Here is a 15,309-nt window from a genome sequence, read left to right as displayed (position 1 = left end):
TTTCGCCAGGACGACATTGGAACGCTTCAGGTAACAGAGATCTGCACCATGCCCCCGATCTACCGCGTCGACGGCAACAGCGTCGTCACCAGCCCTGACGCCGCGGGCCCGTGGGACCGGCGCATGCAGCATGGCTCGGCGCCGGCGTCGCTAGTGACGTGGGCGGCCGAACGCATCCCGACGCCGGTGCCGATGGCGATTGCGCGCGTCACCATCGATCTGATGCGCCCGGTGCCGGTGGCGCCGCTCATGATCGAGACCGAGATTTTGCGCGAGGGCCGCAAGATCCAGCTCTGCGAAATCAAGCTGCTCGCCGACGGCGTGCAGGTCGTGGGCGCCACAGTGCTCAAGATCAAGACGCAGTCGCAGGCGCTGCCGGATGACGTCGAGGAGGTGCCGGTCATCTTGCCGCCGCCGGAGGATTCACTGGCGAGGACGGTCATGCCGCGACCAGTCCGTTCGTGCGCTCGGTCTCGATGCGCGCCGCGCGCGGCCGCTTCGGCCAGGCCGGCGCCGGCGCGATCTGGTTTCGCGTCGACCATCCCCTGATCGAGGGCGAAGCGATCTCGCAGGCCATGCGCGCCGTGGTCGCCGCCGACTTTTCCAACGGCACCGCTTCGACGCTCGACTTCCGCGCCTGGACCTACATCAATGCCGATCTCACCGTGAGCTTTGCGCGCCAGCCGGTCGGCGAGTGGATCTTGCTGGACGGCGACTCCTGGATCGGTCCTGATGGCGCCGGGCTCGCGATGTCACGGCTGGCGGACCGGCAGGGCTATTTCGGCCGCGCGGTGCAGAGCCTGGTGATCGAGAAGCGGTGAGCGTGACGGCAAGCGCCGTGATCGCTCCTTGAGCCGATTGAACGGCAGACTTCCGCCGCCGCGGAAGGGATGCCCTGGTCGCGAGCCTCTTCTTGTCCGGAGGTCTCTGTTCGACGCCAGCGTCCTGCCAGTTCAACTGCTGTAGACGATCTTGATCTCCCACAGCAGGACAACAATGGCTGTGATCAACGTGATCGCGGCCAACGCACTTTCCAAGGAAGCGACTCTCATTTGATACTCCGCTTCCCAGCCCCGTCAGCGGTCTAGTTGATTCGTTGATTCGCCCGCAATCGCGCGGACGGCGTGCCCGCAAAGTCCCTTCCGCGCTGTTGTTCGCCGGTCACAGCGACACCGTAAAATCCCGGGGTCGGGCACGGGAGCCTGTACGATGCTGTCTGCCACAAGTTGCAGATCGAGATGACTACCCCACCATCCGGTCCCGCCCGCTCCAAAATCCCGCGCGCAGCACCTTCTTGTCGACCTTGCCGACGCCGGTCATCGGCAATTGCTTGACGAACTGGATCTGCTTTGGCGCATGCGCCGAACCCTTTCGCGTCTTCACGAAATTGATCAGCTCGTCCGGATCGGGCTTTGCGCCTTCGCGCGGCACGACGATGGCGGTGACGGCTTCGCCCCATTTCTCGTCAGGGATGCCGACGACCGCGACCATCGCGACGTCTGCGTGCTGAGACAGCACGTCCTCGACCTCGCGCGGAAAGATGTTGAAGCCGCCGGAGACGATCATGTCCTTCTTGCGGTCGAGGATGAACATGTAGCCGCGCTCGTCCTTGCGCGCGATGTCGCCGGTGTGGACCCAGCCGTTCTTCAGCGTCTCGGCCGTGACGTCAGGCCGCTTCCAGTATTCCGCCATGACATGCGGGGCGCGCACGCAGATCTCGCCGGCCTCGCCCGTCTTCACCTCCTGGTCGTTGTCGTCGAGGATCCTGACCTCGCAGGCAGCGATCGGGAAGCCGCAGGACAGGAACAACTCCGGCGTCCTGGGATCATGGTCCTTCTTGCGCAGCACCGAGATCGGATAGCATTCGGTCTGGCCGTAGAGCTGCGAGAACACCGGCCCGATCCGCTCGATGCCCTCGATCAGCCGGCTCGGCGACATCGCGGAGGCGCCGTAGAGCACGAGTTCGAGCGAGGAGAGGTCGGTCCTGCTCAGCGCGGGATGGTCGAGCAGCACGTAGATCATGGTCGGAACGAACAGCGTGAAGTTGATGCGCTCGCGCGCGATCGTCGCCAGCACGGCCTCGGGATCGAAACCCCTCAGCATGTGCACGGTGCGGCGGCGGCCCCGGCATTTTCGCGATGGTAACGCAGCGCGCCCTTGGATTTGCCGGTCGTGCCGCCGGTATAGTTCAGCGTGGAGAGATCGTCAGGGCCGGCGAAGCAATGCGCGCTGGCATGGCCTTCGATCTCGATTGCCTGCAACAGATCGACGCCATAGTCGGCCGGTCCCATGGTGAAGACCGCCTTGAGGCGACCCGCCTGCGCGGCAAGCTCGCCGCCGCGATCGCGGAATGCGGCCGTATCGACCACCAGCACCTCGGCCTCGGAATCCTCGAGCTGGAACAGCTGGTCTCCGCGTGATCCCAGTGGATGCAGCCAAGTGATGCAAAACCTCGATAATTGCGCCGCGACACCCGCGCACCAGGTGTCGGCACGGTTCGCGGTGAGGAAGGCGATGCGTGCGCCGGGCTGCAATCCAAGCCGCATGAACACGCCCTGGATGCGCCCGATCAGGTCGATGGTGCCCTGATAGCTCAGCGATCCGCCGGGCCAGGCGAAAGCGGTGCGGCTCGGATAGCGCGCCAGCGCCTGCAGCGTCTGCGCGCAAGTCGGGGGCGATGCGTGGAGCGGATCGGGCATATGTTTCCTCGTTGCTTTGTCATCGGCTTCTGGCGTGCCAATGTTTGCCGTAACGCTAGCACAGGGAATGCGGGATGGAACGGCAAAGCCCGCGCGAGGGAGGCATGCGTGACGTCAGATCGACTGCAACGTTTCCGCGATCGCCTCGCTCTGCCGCTGATCGCCGCGCCGATGTTTCTGGTGTCGGGCGTCGAGCTCATGGTCGCGGCCTGCGGCAACGGCGTGATCGGCAGTTTTCCGAGCGCGAATTGCCGTAGTACGGAACAATTCGACGAATGGCTCACCGACATCGACGCGCAGCTGCGGCGGCATGAAGATCAAGCGGGCCGCAAGGCCGCGCCGCTCTGTCCAAACCTGATCGTGCACCGCTCCAATGCGCGGCTGGAGCAGGATCTCGTCGTGCTGCTGCGGCACAGGCCGGAGATCGTCATCACCTCGGTCGGCTCGCCCGCGCCGGTGTTGAAGCCGCTGCATGACGCCGGTGCGCTGGTGCTGGCGGATGTCGCCTCGATCCGCCACGCCGAACGTGCGGCGGAAGCAGGTGCCGATGGGCTCGTGCTGCTCACCGCCGGCGCGGGCGGGCAGACCGGCTGGCTCAATCCGTTCGCCTTCGTCCGCGCGGTGCGCGCATTCTACGACGGCATCATCGTGCTCGCGGGCGGCATCAGCGATGGCCGCGCGCTGCATGCCGCGGAAGTGCTCGGCTGCGATCTCGGCTATATGGGCACGAAGTTCATCGCGACGCGCGAGAGCATGGCGGATGATCGTTACAAACGGATGCTGGTCGAGAGCAGCGCCGACGACATCCTGCTGACCACCGCGTTCACGGGACTTCAGACCAGCATGCTGAAGCCGTCGATCGTGGCCGCTGGGCTTGATCCCGACGACCTGCCGGCGCGCGGGGCGATCGACATCGCCAAGGACATCGACGTTACCGCGCGGGAGAACCGGCCAAAACGCTGGCGCGATATCTGGAGCGGCGGGCACTCGACGTCCGGCGTGACCGATGTGCTCGCCGTCGGCGATCTCGTTGCGCGGACTCTTGCCGAATACCGCGAGGCGGGTGGGCGGTAGCCGGGCTCCGTCATGCCCGGGGCACCCACGTTCTTTGTGCCGCAGGTGAGACGTGGATGGCCGGGTCAAGCCCGGCCATGACGATGCGGAGACTTCCAGCCCCCGTCGCAGTTAATCCCGCATAGCTCCGCAGCCCCTCACTTAACGACAGATTAACCATCGCCCGCCAAGAATCCCCCTCAAGGCCGCCAGGCAGGACCGAGAGGAACAGGCGATGGACTTCGATTTTCTCAACTCCAAGACGGCGGCTTCGCTGGACGAAATCCGCGTCCGCGTGGCCCATGCGCTGGCCCGCCACCCGCTGTGCCGCAATGTGCGCTTCGATATCGTCAGCGTCCCCCGCACCCGCCGGGGCGGCAACTGGACGGTGACGCTGCAATCGGTCGAGCCGCGCGCGGTCTGGGAGGCCTCCGAGATCGTCGCGGACATCCAGGACGCCTACGATCTGGCGGCAGCTGCCTGATTTTACTCGGCTTTTTAGTTGTGTCGCCACATGCATGGTGATTGTCGCCGCAAAGGCACACTCAAGCCTTAATTCGTTCCTTTTTCCCGGGCACCGTTGACAACATCGTGAACCGGCCCTCCCCTCTCGGAGAGACGTTTGTCCAAAGCCATCACCATCGTTGTTCTGACCTGTTTCCTCGTCCTCGGCGCCGCCACCACCGCCATTCTCGGACGCGACAGCGTGCCCAGCGTCAGCGCCGAGATGATCACCCAGGCCCCGCCGAAACCGCTCGCGACCAACCGCGCCGCCAAGGCCGACCGTCTGGTTCCGACCCTGGCGCTGGCCTCGGCCGCGATCGAACCGGTCCAGGTGCCCGCCGACAGGCTTGCGCAGGCGCCGGTTTTGACCGAGCCGCTGCGCCAGGCCTTTGCCGCCGCCACTCCGTCCGATTTTCCGATGTCCAAGACGGGTTCATCGGCGAACGTGAACGAGGCGCCCACGGCGGAAGTTCCCGCTGTCGAAGTCCCGGCCAAGCCGAAAGTCGTCGCCAAGCCGCAGCCGCAGAAGTCCTATTCGCTGCTTTCCGACGTTCAGATTTCGGGCATCAAGGATCGTCTGAAGCTGTCGTCGTCGCAGGAATATTACTGGCCTTCGGTCGAGACTGCGCTGCGCAACGTCGTCCGCAGGATCCAGGCGAACAAGCTGTCGAATCCGAACGCGCCTCCCGGCGCGCAGATCGATCCGAATTGCGACGAGGTCCAGCAGTTGAAGTCGGCCGCGATGCCGCTCCTGTTCCAGCTGCGTGACGACCAGAAAGAGGAAGTGCGCAAGCTCGCCCGCATCATTGGGCTGGAGAAGGTCGCGCAGCAGATCTGACGCGCGGTTTCCCCGGAGCATCATCTGGAAAAGCGCGTAGCGGTCTTCCGAAAGGATCATTGCTCAAACAATGAGCTAAGGCGCGATGGCGAGCCATCGCGCTTTGGGGAACCGCCGATATCAGGAACATCCGGCAATCTCCAGGCGTTGCCCGCTCCAAAACAGGGAGTGGACCAATGCGCGCCTCGACAGCCTATTTCGTCGGTGCCGGAACCATCGTCGCGGCCATCGCCATTGGTCTCGGGGGCGGCATCGTCGCCGGCAACATCATGAATCCGGTCTCGCCCAAGCAGGGGCCGGATAACAGCAAGATGGCGCAGCGCGCCGAAGCCGCGACCGCGCCGGCCCAGAGCAATGCGCCGTCGGAGCGCGTGCAATATCTCACCGGCTCGCAAGCCTTCGGCACCATGATCGACGCGCCCGCGCAGGCGCGGGACGATTCAAAGCCTGAGACAAAGCCCGACGACACGCAGGCCGCTCAGGCGAACGCCGAGCCGCCTGCGCCGCAGCCATCGCAAGCGGCCGCAGTCGAGCCGCCGAAGCCGGCACCGCCATCGCAAGCCGCAAAGCCCGTCGAGCAACAGGCTTCGACAGAGCCGCCCCCGTCACCTGACAACGCTTATGCCAAGGCGAGGGATTCTGACGTGAAACGCGCCGCGTCCGAACGGCGCCGGATGGATCGCCGCGAGCGTTGGTCGGAGCGTCACCGCCATGACTCCCGCGATCCACGCGGCATGCGCGACCGGACCGATTGGGACGACGTGGCCCGCAATATTCGCGAAGACTCATCTGCACGCGATTACGCGGGCCGGCCGCGCAGCGGCTTCCCGCAGATCAGGCTGTTCGGCCCCGACGACGACTAGCGCCTAACCCAGGATCGCGGCCGCCGCTCTCTCGGCAATCAGGATCGTCGGCGTCTGGATGTTGCCGGAGACCATGATCGGGATCACCGAGGCGTCGGCGATATGCAAGCCGTCAATGCCGCGCACCTGCAACCGCTGCGGATCGACGACGGCGAGATCGTCCGTGCCCATCCGGCAGGTCGAGGCGGCGTGATAGAGCGTGGTGCAATGGCCGCGGATATAGTCGGCGATCTCGGCATCGCTCGCGGCTTCCGCGCTCGGCGTTACCTCGCCCTCGATCATTTCCTTCAGCGGCGATTGCGCGGCGATGCGGCGGTTGATGCGCACGCCTTCGATCATGGTCGCGATATCGCTGCCGCTCGCATCCGACGCGAAATAGCAGGGGTCGATCGCGGGATGCTCGATCGGATCGGCCGAGCGGAGCGTGATCCGGCCGCGGCTGTTCGGCCGCTGCAACGTCGCATGCAGGGTGATGCCCGGCCTGGACGATAGAAAGCGGACATAGTCGCGGTGCGGGCTGATCGCGCCGTAGAGCTGGAGGTCGGGCTCGACATCGGGGCGGCTACGCACATGCGCGCCGGCGGCGACCCAGGGCGAGGTGCGCGGACCGCTGCGGCTGGTTTCCCACTCGGCAAGGCTCGCGGCCAGACTTTCCTCCGTCCAGGCGCCGACGCCGATCTTCTCCTTCGTATAGAAGGTGATGGGAATGTTGATGTGGTCCTGGAGATCCCTGCCGACGCCTGCCAGCTCGTGCACGACGTCCACGCCGGCCGCCCTCAATTCGTCGGCAGGACCTACGCCCGACAGCAGGAGTTGTTGCGCCGAGCCGATGGCGCCGGAGGCGAGCACCACCTCGCTGGTCGCGAAGGCGCTCTTCGGCTGCCCGTTCTCGAGATATTCGACGCCGATCGCGCGGGAGCGCTCGATGATGATGCGGGTCACACGCACGCCTGTCTTCAGCGTGAGATTGGCGCGCGTCAGCGCCGGGCGCAAATAGGCCTTGCCGGTGCCGAAACGCTCACCGTCCCTGATGACGAACTGGAAGAAGCCCGCGCCTTCCTGGGTGGCGCCGTTGAAATCGGGGTTGTGTGGAAGCCCTGCGGCCTGCGCCGCCTCCAGCCATTTCAATTCGTTCGGGTCGACATGGGGAACGTCGGCGACGTATAGCGGCCCGCTTGTGCCGTGCAAGGGATCGTCGGTGAAGTGCGCATTGTTCTCGAAGGCGATGAATTTCGGCAGCACGTCGCGCCACGCCCAGCCTGCGCATCCCGCCTTCTCCCAGCCGTCGTAATCGGAGGGCAGGCCGCGGATATAGATCATCGCATTGATTGCGCCGGAGCCGCCGACCATCTTGCCGCGCGGCCAGAAAATGCGCCGGCCGCGGCAGCCCGCCTGCGGTTCGGTATAGTAGCCCCAGTCGACCGCCGTGTTGAACATCGTCGGCCAGTCCGACGGAATGTCGGAAGCGAGCGGCGCCGCCCGGCCTGCCTCCAGCACCAATACCTTGCGATGTGGATCGGCCGACAGCCGGTTGGCCAGCACGCAGCCGGCCGAGCCGGCGCCTACGATGATCGTGTCGTACATTGAAGGGCACTCCGAAGGTCACAGCGTCGTGACGCGGAGCGCTTGCAAGATTTGTGCTTTGGGTGCGACCTCGTCATTCCGGGATGCGTGCACAGCACGCAGGCCCGGAATCCATCTATCCGCAGAGAACGTGGCGAGATGGATTCCGGGTTCGCTCCGTTGGAGCGCCCCGGAATGACGACTGGTTCACCCCCCGCGCGACTCCACCACCTTGCGGCAGCCGTCCGAAAGCTTCGACTTGTTCTCGCGCAGGCAGGCGTTCATCTGCGGTGGCTTGCCGACATGTTCGGCGCAGAATTTGCTGGCGTCGCCGCGGCAGGCCATCTGCTCCTGCAGCGTCGGACCGGATTGTGCCGCGGCGGGCAGGGCGGTGGCGGCGAGCAGCAGCGCGGCAAGAACCGAAATCTTCATAAAGCACCTCTTTGGGATTGTCGGTGGTCCCATTTGGGATCGAGCGGGCGGACCATCTCGCGAAGGCCTGGTGCCGGTCCATGCCATGTTCATGGCATCGGCCCGCGCTTCTGGCCTCCGTACCCCCATCTTCATGGCATGTATCCGTGCGCCGTCTTTTGCCATTCAGACTGCACGTCGGCTGCGAAACCCGGTGATTGCACCGGGACGCCGAACGGGAAGCAGGAGAGCAAGATGTCGAAAAGAGCTGGAGCGCTGAGCGCCGGGCTGACGATCATGGCGCTGGCGGGTGCGGCGATGGTGTCGCTGGGCACGAGCCCGGCGCAGGCGGTGGTCTATTGCAAGACGGTCGGCGTGCCCAAGGGCTGCGTGGTGCGGCCGACGGCGGCGGTGGTGGTCGCGCCGGGAGCCCCGGTCGCGGCGGCTGCGGTCGCGACGCCCGGCGTCGGTGCGCCCGGTGTTGGCGTACGTGCCGGCACGCCGATGAATCGCGGCGGTCCGGTCAATCGCGTCGGCGTCCGCTGACGATCTCGTTTGATTGAGTTGATTGCATCGCTTCGGGCGAAGGGATGACTTGCGGACGAACCCCCCGTCCTCCGCATGAAAAACATCCGGCCCGTTCCCTCTCTCCGTGCGTCCCACACGTTCGGGGAGGGGGCTTTTCAACCCGCAGCGGCGTCGCTGTCGGGAAAGATCTGCGGCAATTGCAGCCGCACCCGCGTGCCCGAGGCATCCGAGCTCAGATCGAGCACCGCGCCGCAGCGCGCAGCGCGGCTTCTCATGTTGCGCAAGCCCCGTGCGGTCTGGCTCGCGCCTGCGGCCGCGCAATCGCCCGCCAGCGCAAAACCACGGCCGTCGTCGGTCACGCTGATCACGCCGTACGGCCCCTGGTCCGCGTCAAGCGTCTCGATGGTGACCGCGATATTGCCGGCGTGCGCGTGCTTGACCGCATTGGTCACGGCCTCGTCGAGGATGCGCACGATCTGGATGACGTGCCATGGTCGCAGCTCGGGATGCAGCGGCAGGCCCTGCGGCGTCGCCACGCGCCAGTCGAGCGCGATGTCGTGCGGCCGCAATTGCATCGCCGCGCGCTCGCGCCAGGAGCCGAGCGCGAGCATGAGGTCGCCGCCGATGTCGTCCATGGAGTCGATGACGAGACGGAGATCCTTCAGCGCCGCGCGGGCGGCGTCCGTGATCGTCGCGCCCTCATGGCCGCGCTCGGACAGCGCGACGATGCTGATGAGCTGGCCGCCGAGGCCGTCATGCAGGTCCCGCATCAGCCGCGTGCGCTCGTTGGCGAGCGCGGCGGCACGGGCACGCGCCTCCTCGCGGGCAAAGCTTGCCTTCAGCCGCTCCTCGGCCTCGCGCACGCGCGTCACGAGCTGGCCGGCGAAGCTGTCGACCTGGTTCAGCGCGCGGGCGAAGCGCCAGGTTAGCCCGGCGCCGATCGCGACCAGCATCGCCGAATAGGACAGCCGCGTGACGAAGGTGCGATCGTCCGGCACGAACTCGAACGCCGAGAGCATGTCGTGAAACCAGCAGGTCAGCACGATGGTCACGGCGCAGCCGAAGGTAAAGCTCGCCGCGTCCTGCCGCCTGATCACCGCCCACGTCAGGATGACGACCAGCAGCATCAGGCACACGCCCACGGTCGGCACGCCGAGGAACAGGAAGGTGATGCGCGGGATCGGCTGGCTCGCAAAGAGCCCGACCAGCAGGATGACGAGCCCCGGCACGAACAACAGCAGCCCGTAGCGCGGCCAGCGCCAGCCGAAGAACAGCACTGCGAACGTCACGACCAGCGCGCTCTCGATCGGCGCGGACGCCAGCAGGATGGCGGCCAGCCGTGGATAGGGCGCGGGCGGCAGCGGCGCCGGCGCGAAGGCCTGCATCGCGCCGACCAGCATTCCCGCCGCCAGCACGCCATAGACCGGCTCGCGGCGTCGCATCAGCCACATGATGGCGAGGATCACCGCCAGCAACGATTGCCAGGCCGAGAACACCACGGGCAGCGTCACGAACAGCAGCGTGCGCGTCTCGTAAGCTCCCCGCAGGCTTTCGTCCGGTCCGACATAGACGGTGTCGAGGAAGCCTCGCAGCGGACCCCACACCAACAGCCGCACGGTGATGTCGTTGCTGCCGTCGCGCAGCAGCGATGACGGGATCACTGTGATCTCCGGCGTGTTGCGGTCGGGCCGGTTGGCGGTGGGATCGCGCCGGGAGTCCAGGATCGCGACGCCGTTGACCGCGACCTCCACGCCATTGCTGAAGCGTGGCAGAAAGACCGACCAGGCCGTGTTTTCCGCATCGGGCTTGAAGACGAAGGTGCCCGAATAGAGCGGCGGGTCCTGGAGCGCGTAGCGCGACGAGGTGTAATGCGGCAGCGTCACCGGCCGCGTCGTGCCGTCCTCCCGCAGCGCAAATTCGCTCACGGCAAAATCGTCGGGATCGCTGGGCTGGAGCAGCCGCAGCCCGAGGATGGTGGCGATCACGATCAGCGCCTGGAGCAGGAGATAAGGCACGAGGCGCGACAGAAGCCGCTGGCGCCGTGCGCGCGTGGGTGCCTTCGCAGCGATTTCGCTCACAGCTTGATCAGGCCCTGCTGCACCGCCTCGAACACCGCCTCGCTGCGCGTGTGCACCTCGAGCTTGCGGTAGATGTTCTTGATGTGCCCGGGCACGGTCTGCCTGGACAGGCCGAGATGGCTCGCGATTTCGGCGTAGCTGAAGCCTTTGGCTATGCCCCAGAGGATGTCGATCTCGCGCGGGGTGAGCCTTGCGGTGTTGAGCACGAGCCCGGGCGTCGGCTCGGCCGGGTTCTGCGCGATACCTTGTGTTCTTCGCACGATGAAGCGCGCGATCGAGGCCGAGATCGGCGAATGGCCGGCGACCAGATCGCGCACGGTGGTGGCGATATCGGTGGGGAAGGCGTCCTTGAGGAGGTAGCCGGTGGCGCCGACCGTGATCGCGGAGATCACGCTCTCCTCGTCGCCGAGCGCCGAGATCACCATGATCTCGGTATCGGGAAAGCGCCGCCGGACCTCGCGGATCAGTTCGACGCCGTGGCCGTCGGGAAGCCTGAGATCGGTGAGCAGCACGCGCGGTGCCGCCTCGCCCAGCGCCGAGCGGGCCTCTCCCAGCGTGCCGGCGCTGCGCACCTCGTAGCCGGCCTTGACCAGCGCATCCTGGAGCCGCCAGCAGGTCGGCGCGTCATCCTCGACGAGGAGGATGGTGATGGCTTCACCCGTCTCGCCCTGTTCGCTCATGTCCATCGTCCCGCACCGCGTGTCCCCCGCGGCGCGAGGTCAGCTTAACCGCGGCGCGGACGTCGCGACACCCATAATCATGGGGGCGGCGATGAGGCGGCGTCCGGGACGCGGGTGCCTACTGCTTCGCCCCGGCCGGTTTATCCGTCGGCATGGGCGGGCTCGGCAGTCGCTGCACGACGATACGCGCGGTGCCGGCATTGTTCTTGTAGAATTGCTCATAGGGCCCCTGGACCGCGTCGAGTTTCGCCGGCCGCAACGGTGCCGGCAGCAGTGTTGGGTAAATCTGCACGGCGTCGTTGACGTAGAAGAACAGATCGCCGGCGTCGGGCGCGACGAATTCCGCCACCAGCCGCCCCGACAGTTTCTGGTTCTCCCAGATCGTGCGCGCCGTGGGATCCTTCGGCACCGGCTCGAAAGGTCCGAGCTTGCGGATGGCTAGCTTGAGCGGATTGTTGTCGGGAAGTGCCTCGAACTCCTTCGTCTTGTCGAGCTGGGTCGGATACCTGCCCTTGCGCTTGTCCGCATCGTCCTCGAACGGAATGGTCGGATTCATCCGGCGCGGCAATTCGTCGGCCGGCATGACGTTGACGGCCTGTAGCGGAATGTCGCTCATTCCCTTCGTGCCGACGCGTACCACGGGCTGGAACCAGGCGGCGCGGAACTGACGGAGTGTCGGCAGGGCGAGGTAGTGAGGCGTGAAATAGGTCGTGAAGCCGTTTGTGCCGCTCATGATGGTGCGGTCGAACCAGGGATCCTCGATCTCGACCCAGACGCGGTATTTGCGGCCCTTCTCGACCGCGAGGCCGCTCCACCAGCAAAACTCCTTCGTCGCGAAACGGCCGCGCGCATCGACCGGCTCGTCGGGCACCGGCGTTCCGGCCTCCGGCCCGGGCGTCGTGCAGATATTGCCGGTCGCAACGCGCGCCGTGAAGATGCTGGTCGCTCCAATCAGCAGTGCGGAATAGAAGATGATGAGCAGGAAGGCGCCGGGCAGCACGAACCTGGCGAAAATCCAGCGGGCCGGCCCCGCATTCAGCCGCATCCATCGGGCGAAGCGGAGCAGCATGCCGGGCTCGTCGACATGCCGCTGACTTGCCATGCGACGTGGCCTGCTCCAGGCCAGCCGCGCGCGTTCCTGGATGGTGTCGCGCAGCACCGTGCTCCTGCGCCAGATCAGGTACGTGATGGCCAGGACGATCGAGGTGGCGAACGGGTAATACAGCGTGATGTCGAGCCACGGCGCCGCATAGGATGGCAGGACATTCCTGACGAGATTGGCGAGCGGACCCAGCACAGCGCCAACGAGCCAATCGATGGTGGCGATGACGTGCAGCACCACCGTGCCTTGCAAGCCATTGTCCTTCGACACCCCGATCAGGCTGCGGGCGATCCACGGCCAGATCGCGATCACGCCGACCATGACCAGCAGCGAGAAATAGGCGACGCGCCGCCACCACACGGTGTCGCGCGTGAGTCTGGCCATTTCGGCGCTGGGCGTGTTCATGCGGGTGAAGTCCTCGGCCTCCTTCTCGCGCCGCGGGCCCTTGGCTTTCGCGAGATAGGCCTGCTTCATCGCCTCGCGGGTACTGTCCTCGACGAGGTTCAGCTTGCTGCCGTCCGGCATCAGCACCAGCGCGTCCGCCGGCAGCATGATCGGCGCGTAGTCGTCGCAGCCGAACAGCATGCGTTCGATGACGGCGAAGTGCACCACCGGCAGCCCGCCATTGACTTCACCGGCGAGGACCTGGCGTGGCCCGTAACGGTAGAGCACGGCAGCGCCGCTGCGCGAATCGTGCTTCGGTCCGATCGCCGATTGGTATTCCCTGAAGTGCTCGATCTCGCCGTCCTGGAAACGGAGCCTGCCGTCGAGCTGATCGGTCATCCAGACCAGCGGCACGAAGGACAGCGTGGAATCCGGATAGCCGCCGCCGATGTCCGAATGCACGCCCGTGAACCACACCTCCTTGACCGTCTGGTCGGCCGCCAGGTGGCTCTGGTCGATCCGCAGCGGATGGAAGGTGGTGCGCTCGTCGTCCAGCGCCAGCGCGTGACAGATGTGCTTCACCTTGCGCGAAGGCCGGTGATTGCGGAACGAGATCGGCCAGATCGCCCAGTCGATCGCGACGCGCAGCTCCTCGATCGGGACGCCGAAGGCCTCGACCGTGTCGAACAGTCCCATGAATTCGATGTCGACGTCCTTGCGACCGTTCATCGCCGCCCGGACATCGGCGTAGGAACGGTGCCCGCAGATCGTATGATAGAGATAGAGCAGGAAATCGCGGATGAAGCGCGCGATCCAGATCGTCGGCAGGCTCTTGTTCAATGGCACGGTGTCACGGCGGTATTCCCGCCACGCGGCCATGGCGTTGCGCTCCATCTCCTCATGCGACACCGGCGTGCCTTCGATCTCCGCCGGCACGAGGCCCTGGCTCGCGACCATGGACGCCAGCGTACGCGCGGTGAAGGCGCCGCGGCTGAAGCCGAAGATGTAGATCTCGTCGCCGGCGCGCCAGTTCCAGCACAGGAAGCGATAGAGCTTGCGGACGTTGCCGGGCACGCCGATGCCGGTGGCGCCGTCGAGCGCGGCGAGCGGCGCCCAGCCGGCGGTGCCGACACCCTTGATGTAGTGCGAGATCTGATCCGGCTGGGTGTGATCGAGCGCCTCGTAGAGACGCCAGACGCTGGATTCCTGGGTGGTGAACGCGTTGCCCGTGCCATCGGCGAACAGCACCAGCTTGCGTTTGGAGGAGGCGGAGCCGGCCGTCCCGCCGGCATTCATATCGCTCTGTGGGTGTTCCGGTCCGGCAATATCAGCGTTCCGCTCGCCATCATGATGTGGCATGGGCTTCTCCGGCAATTTCACGAGGAAGCGCTTCAGGCCCGAGCCGGGCAGCACTCCCCGGATTCAATCAATGATTGCGTCAGAAAATAAGATGTATTCTGCACACAATCCCGCTGAGGTAGCAAGCAGGAACGTGCACTCTCGCTGCGGTCGGACGCCGCGGAATGACGGTCGCGAAAAGCATTTGGTTTTGCTGGCCTGCGTTCCGGACGGCTAGTGGAGCGGTGTCGATCGTTGTGGGGTGGGTTGGCGTCAGCGTAACCCACCTCGTCTGTTTCAGCGGATCGGGAAGTGGTGAGTTACGGCTTCGCCTAATCCACTTTACAAACCTACAATGTCTCCACCCGCGGCGGCGGGTAGCGCCGCGCCAGCGCCGACAACGGCAGGTGCCGCTCGCCTTCCGGCAACTCCAGATAGGCCAGCACGAGCGACCGCTTCCAGTCACCGATGCCGAAATCCATCGCCGTCCATTTCTGCGGCTCAGGGCCTTCGAGGCCCCGGACCCAGACGAAGTAGCGGGGGAGGTCGTCGGCGTCGGCGTCCGTCGTGCGTCTCCTGGCCATCAAAGCTGCTCGCTGCAACACCATATGCTGCTGCAGGATATAGGTATTGACTTGGCGAAGTCGAACGTCTCGACGCTCGTTCGTACCGGCACGCACGCGGCCTTCTGCCGGCACAGAGCGTCGGGGAGGCCGGCGCTGGTTGCACGCGGCACTTTCTCGTCAGCGCCAGAGCCGGCTCTCCGCCACCCGGTTGATGTCGGCGAGCCGCCGGTCGGCGTCGGCGTTCAGGTCGATGCTAGCAACCAGTGTCAGCAGACGGTGATAGGCGCCGTCGGCGACCTCGACCGGCAGCGGGGCCTCGTCAAAGGCCTCGACATAGCCGCCGACGAGACCGCTCAACAGGCGGCACAGGCCGCGCTGGGCGGGATCGTCCCGGCCGAGCGTCTCGAGCTTCTGCTGAAATGTCCGGAAGGTGCGCAAACCGTGGTGCTGTTGCGAAAGCCACGTGTGCAGGTCGTTCATGTGAGCCTCTTCGAATGACGGAAGAAGCTACCGGTTTATAAAGCAGGGATATGGCGATTGCTAGGGAGGGGAATGTTGAGGCTCGTTGAACCAGTCCGCCTTCGCCAAGGCTTCGGCGGGACAGCCTTCGCAGCTTCGCCTCGATGGTGCGGAGTTTGGCTCGCCCAGCCGTAGCTGCGAAGCAGCGAAGGCTGGTGCCCCTGGCCGATAACCGCCTAATGC

The 15,309-nt window shown here is 65.8% G+C and carries 12 protein-coding genes and 2 pseudogenes; 6 read left to right on the top strand and 8 right to left on the bottom strand.

Annotated features, from left to right (window positions below):
• Positions 1–48 precede the first annotated feature (48 nt).
• Positions 49–821 (top strand): annotated as a pseudogene (locus XI09_RS15830) (thioesterase family protein).
• A gap of 421 nt (positions 822–1,242) precedes the next feature.
• Here the strand turns inward: XI09_RS15830 and XI09_RS15825 are convergent.
• Positions 1,243–2,699, bottom strand: a pseudogene (locus XI09_RS15825) (AMP-binding protein).
• A gap of 108 nt (positions 2,700–2,807) precedes the next feature.
• Between XI09_RS15825 and XI09_RS15820 the strand changes: the two are divergent.
• The 4 genes from XI09_RS15820 to XI09_RS15805 all read left to right on the top strand — a co-directional run bounded on the left by XI09_RS15820 (position 2,808) and on the right by XI09_RS15805 (position 5,957).
• Positions 2,808–3,773, top strand: a complete 966-nt coding sequence (locus tag XI09_RS15820; RefSeq protein WP_271567645.1) for an NAD(P)H-dependent flavin oxidoreductase — start codon at positions 2,808–2,810, stop codon at positions 3,771–3,773.
• Positions 3,774–3,987: 214 nt separating this feature from the next.
• Positions 3,988–4,236: a hypothetical protein gene (locus XI09_RS15815; protein ID WP_271567644.1), complete on the top strand. Its 249-nt coding sequence runs from the start codon at positions 3,988–3,990 to the stop codon at positions 4,234–4,236.
• Positions 4,237–4,374: 138 nt separating this feature from the next.
• Positions 4,375–5,094 (top strand): hypothetical protein, encoded by a 720-nt coding sequence (locus tag XI09_RS15810; RefSeq protein WP_271567643.1) that lies wholly within the window; start codon positions 4,375–4,377, stop codon positions 5,092–5,094.
• Positions 5,095–5,270: 176 nt separating this feature from the next.
• The gene (locus tag XI09_RS15805) at positions 5,271–5,957 is read left to right on the top strand and encodes a hypothetical protein (protein WP_271567642.1); all 687 of its coding nucleotides are present in this window, start codon (positions 5,271–5,273) and stop codon (positions 5,955–5,957) included.
• Between the two features lie 3 nt (positions 5,958–5,960).
• On the opposite strand, the gene XI09_RS15800 is transcribed toward XI09_RS15805, so the two are convergent.
• Positions 5,961–7,541 carry a GMC family oxidoreductase gene (locus tag XI09_RS15800; protein WP_271567641.1) on the bottom strand — a complete coding sequence of 527 codons (1,581 nt, stop codon included), beginning with the start codon at positions 7,539–7,541 and terminating at the stop codon, positions 5,961–5,963.
• A 186-nt stretch (positions 7,542–7,727) separates the two neighbouring features.
• Entirely contained in the window at positions 7,728–7,952 is a 225-nt protein-coding gene (locus XI09_RS15795) for a cysteine rich repeat-containing protein (RefSeq protein ID WP_271567640.1), read from the bottom strand.
• Positions 7,953–8,186: 234 nt separating this feature from the next.
• Here XI09_RS15795 and XI09_RS15790 point away from each other — a divergent pair, with 234 nt between their 5' ends.
• Entirely contained in the window at positions 8,187–8,477 is a 291-nt protein-coding gene (locus XI09_RS15790) for a hypothetical protein (RefSeq protein ID WP_271567639.1), read from the top strand.
• A gap of 137 nt (positions 8,478–8,614) precedes the next feature.
• Here the strand turns inward: XI09_RS15790 and XI09_RS15785 are convergent, their stop codons facing one another.
• The 5 genes from XI09_RS15785 to XI09_RS15765 all read right to left on the bottom strand — a co-directional run bounded on the left by XI09_RS15785 (position 8,615) and on the right by XI09_RS15765 (position 15,087).
• Positions 8,615–10,537 carry a sensor histidine kinase gene (locus tag XI09_RS15785; RefSeq protein ID WP_271567638.1) on the bottom strand — a complete coding sequence of 641 codons (1,923 nt, stop codon included), beginning with the start codon at positions 10,535–10,537 and terminating at the stop codon, positions 8,615–8,617.
• Entirely contained in the window at positions 10,534–11,217 is a 684-nt protein-coding gene (locus tag XI09_RS15780) for a response regulator (protein ID WP_271567637.1), read from the bottom strand. Before XI09_RS15780 ends, XI09_RS15785 begins: the two co-directional genes overlap by 4 nt.
• Positions 11,218–11,335: 118 nt before the next feature.
• Positions 11,336–14,062: a DUF2235 domain-containing protein gene (locus tag XI09_RS15775; protein ID WP_271567636.1), complete on the bottom strand. Its 2,727-nt coding sequence runs from the start codon at positions 14,060–14,062 to the stop codon at positions 11,336–11,338.
• A gap of 329 nt (positions 14,063–14,391) precedes the next feature.
• Entirely contained in the window at positions 14,392–14,625 is a 234-nt protein-coding gene (locus tag XI09_RS15770; RefSeq protein WP_271567646.1) for a hypothetical protein, read from the bottom strand.
• A gap of 159 nt (positions 14,626–14,784) precedes the next feature.
• A complete protein-coding gene (locus XI09_RS15765; protein WP_271567635.1) occupies positions 14,785–15,087 on the bottom strand; it encodes a hypothetical protein in 303 nt (100 codons plus the stop codon).
• Positions 15,088–15,309 lie beyond the last annotated feature (222 nt).

Source organism: Bradyrhizobium sp. CCBAU 11386 (assembly GCF_028128955.1).
Taxonomy (GTDB): Bacteria; Pseudomonadota; Alphaproteobacteria; order Rhizobiales; family Xanthobacteraceae; genus Bradyrhizobium.
This window is presented reverse-complemented; position numbering and strand designations above follow the sequence as displayed.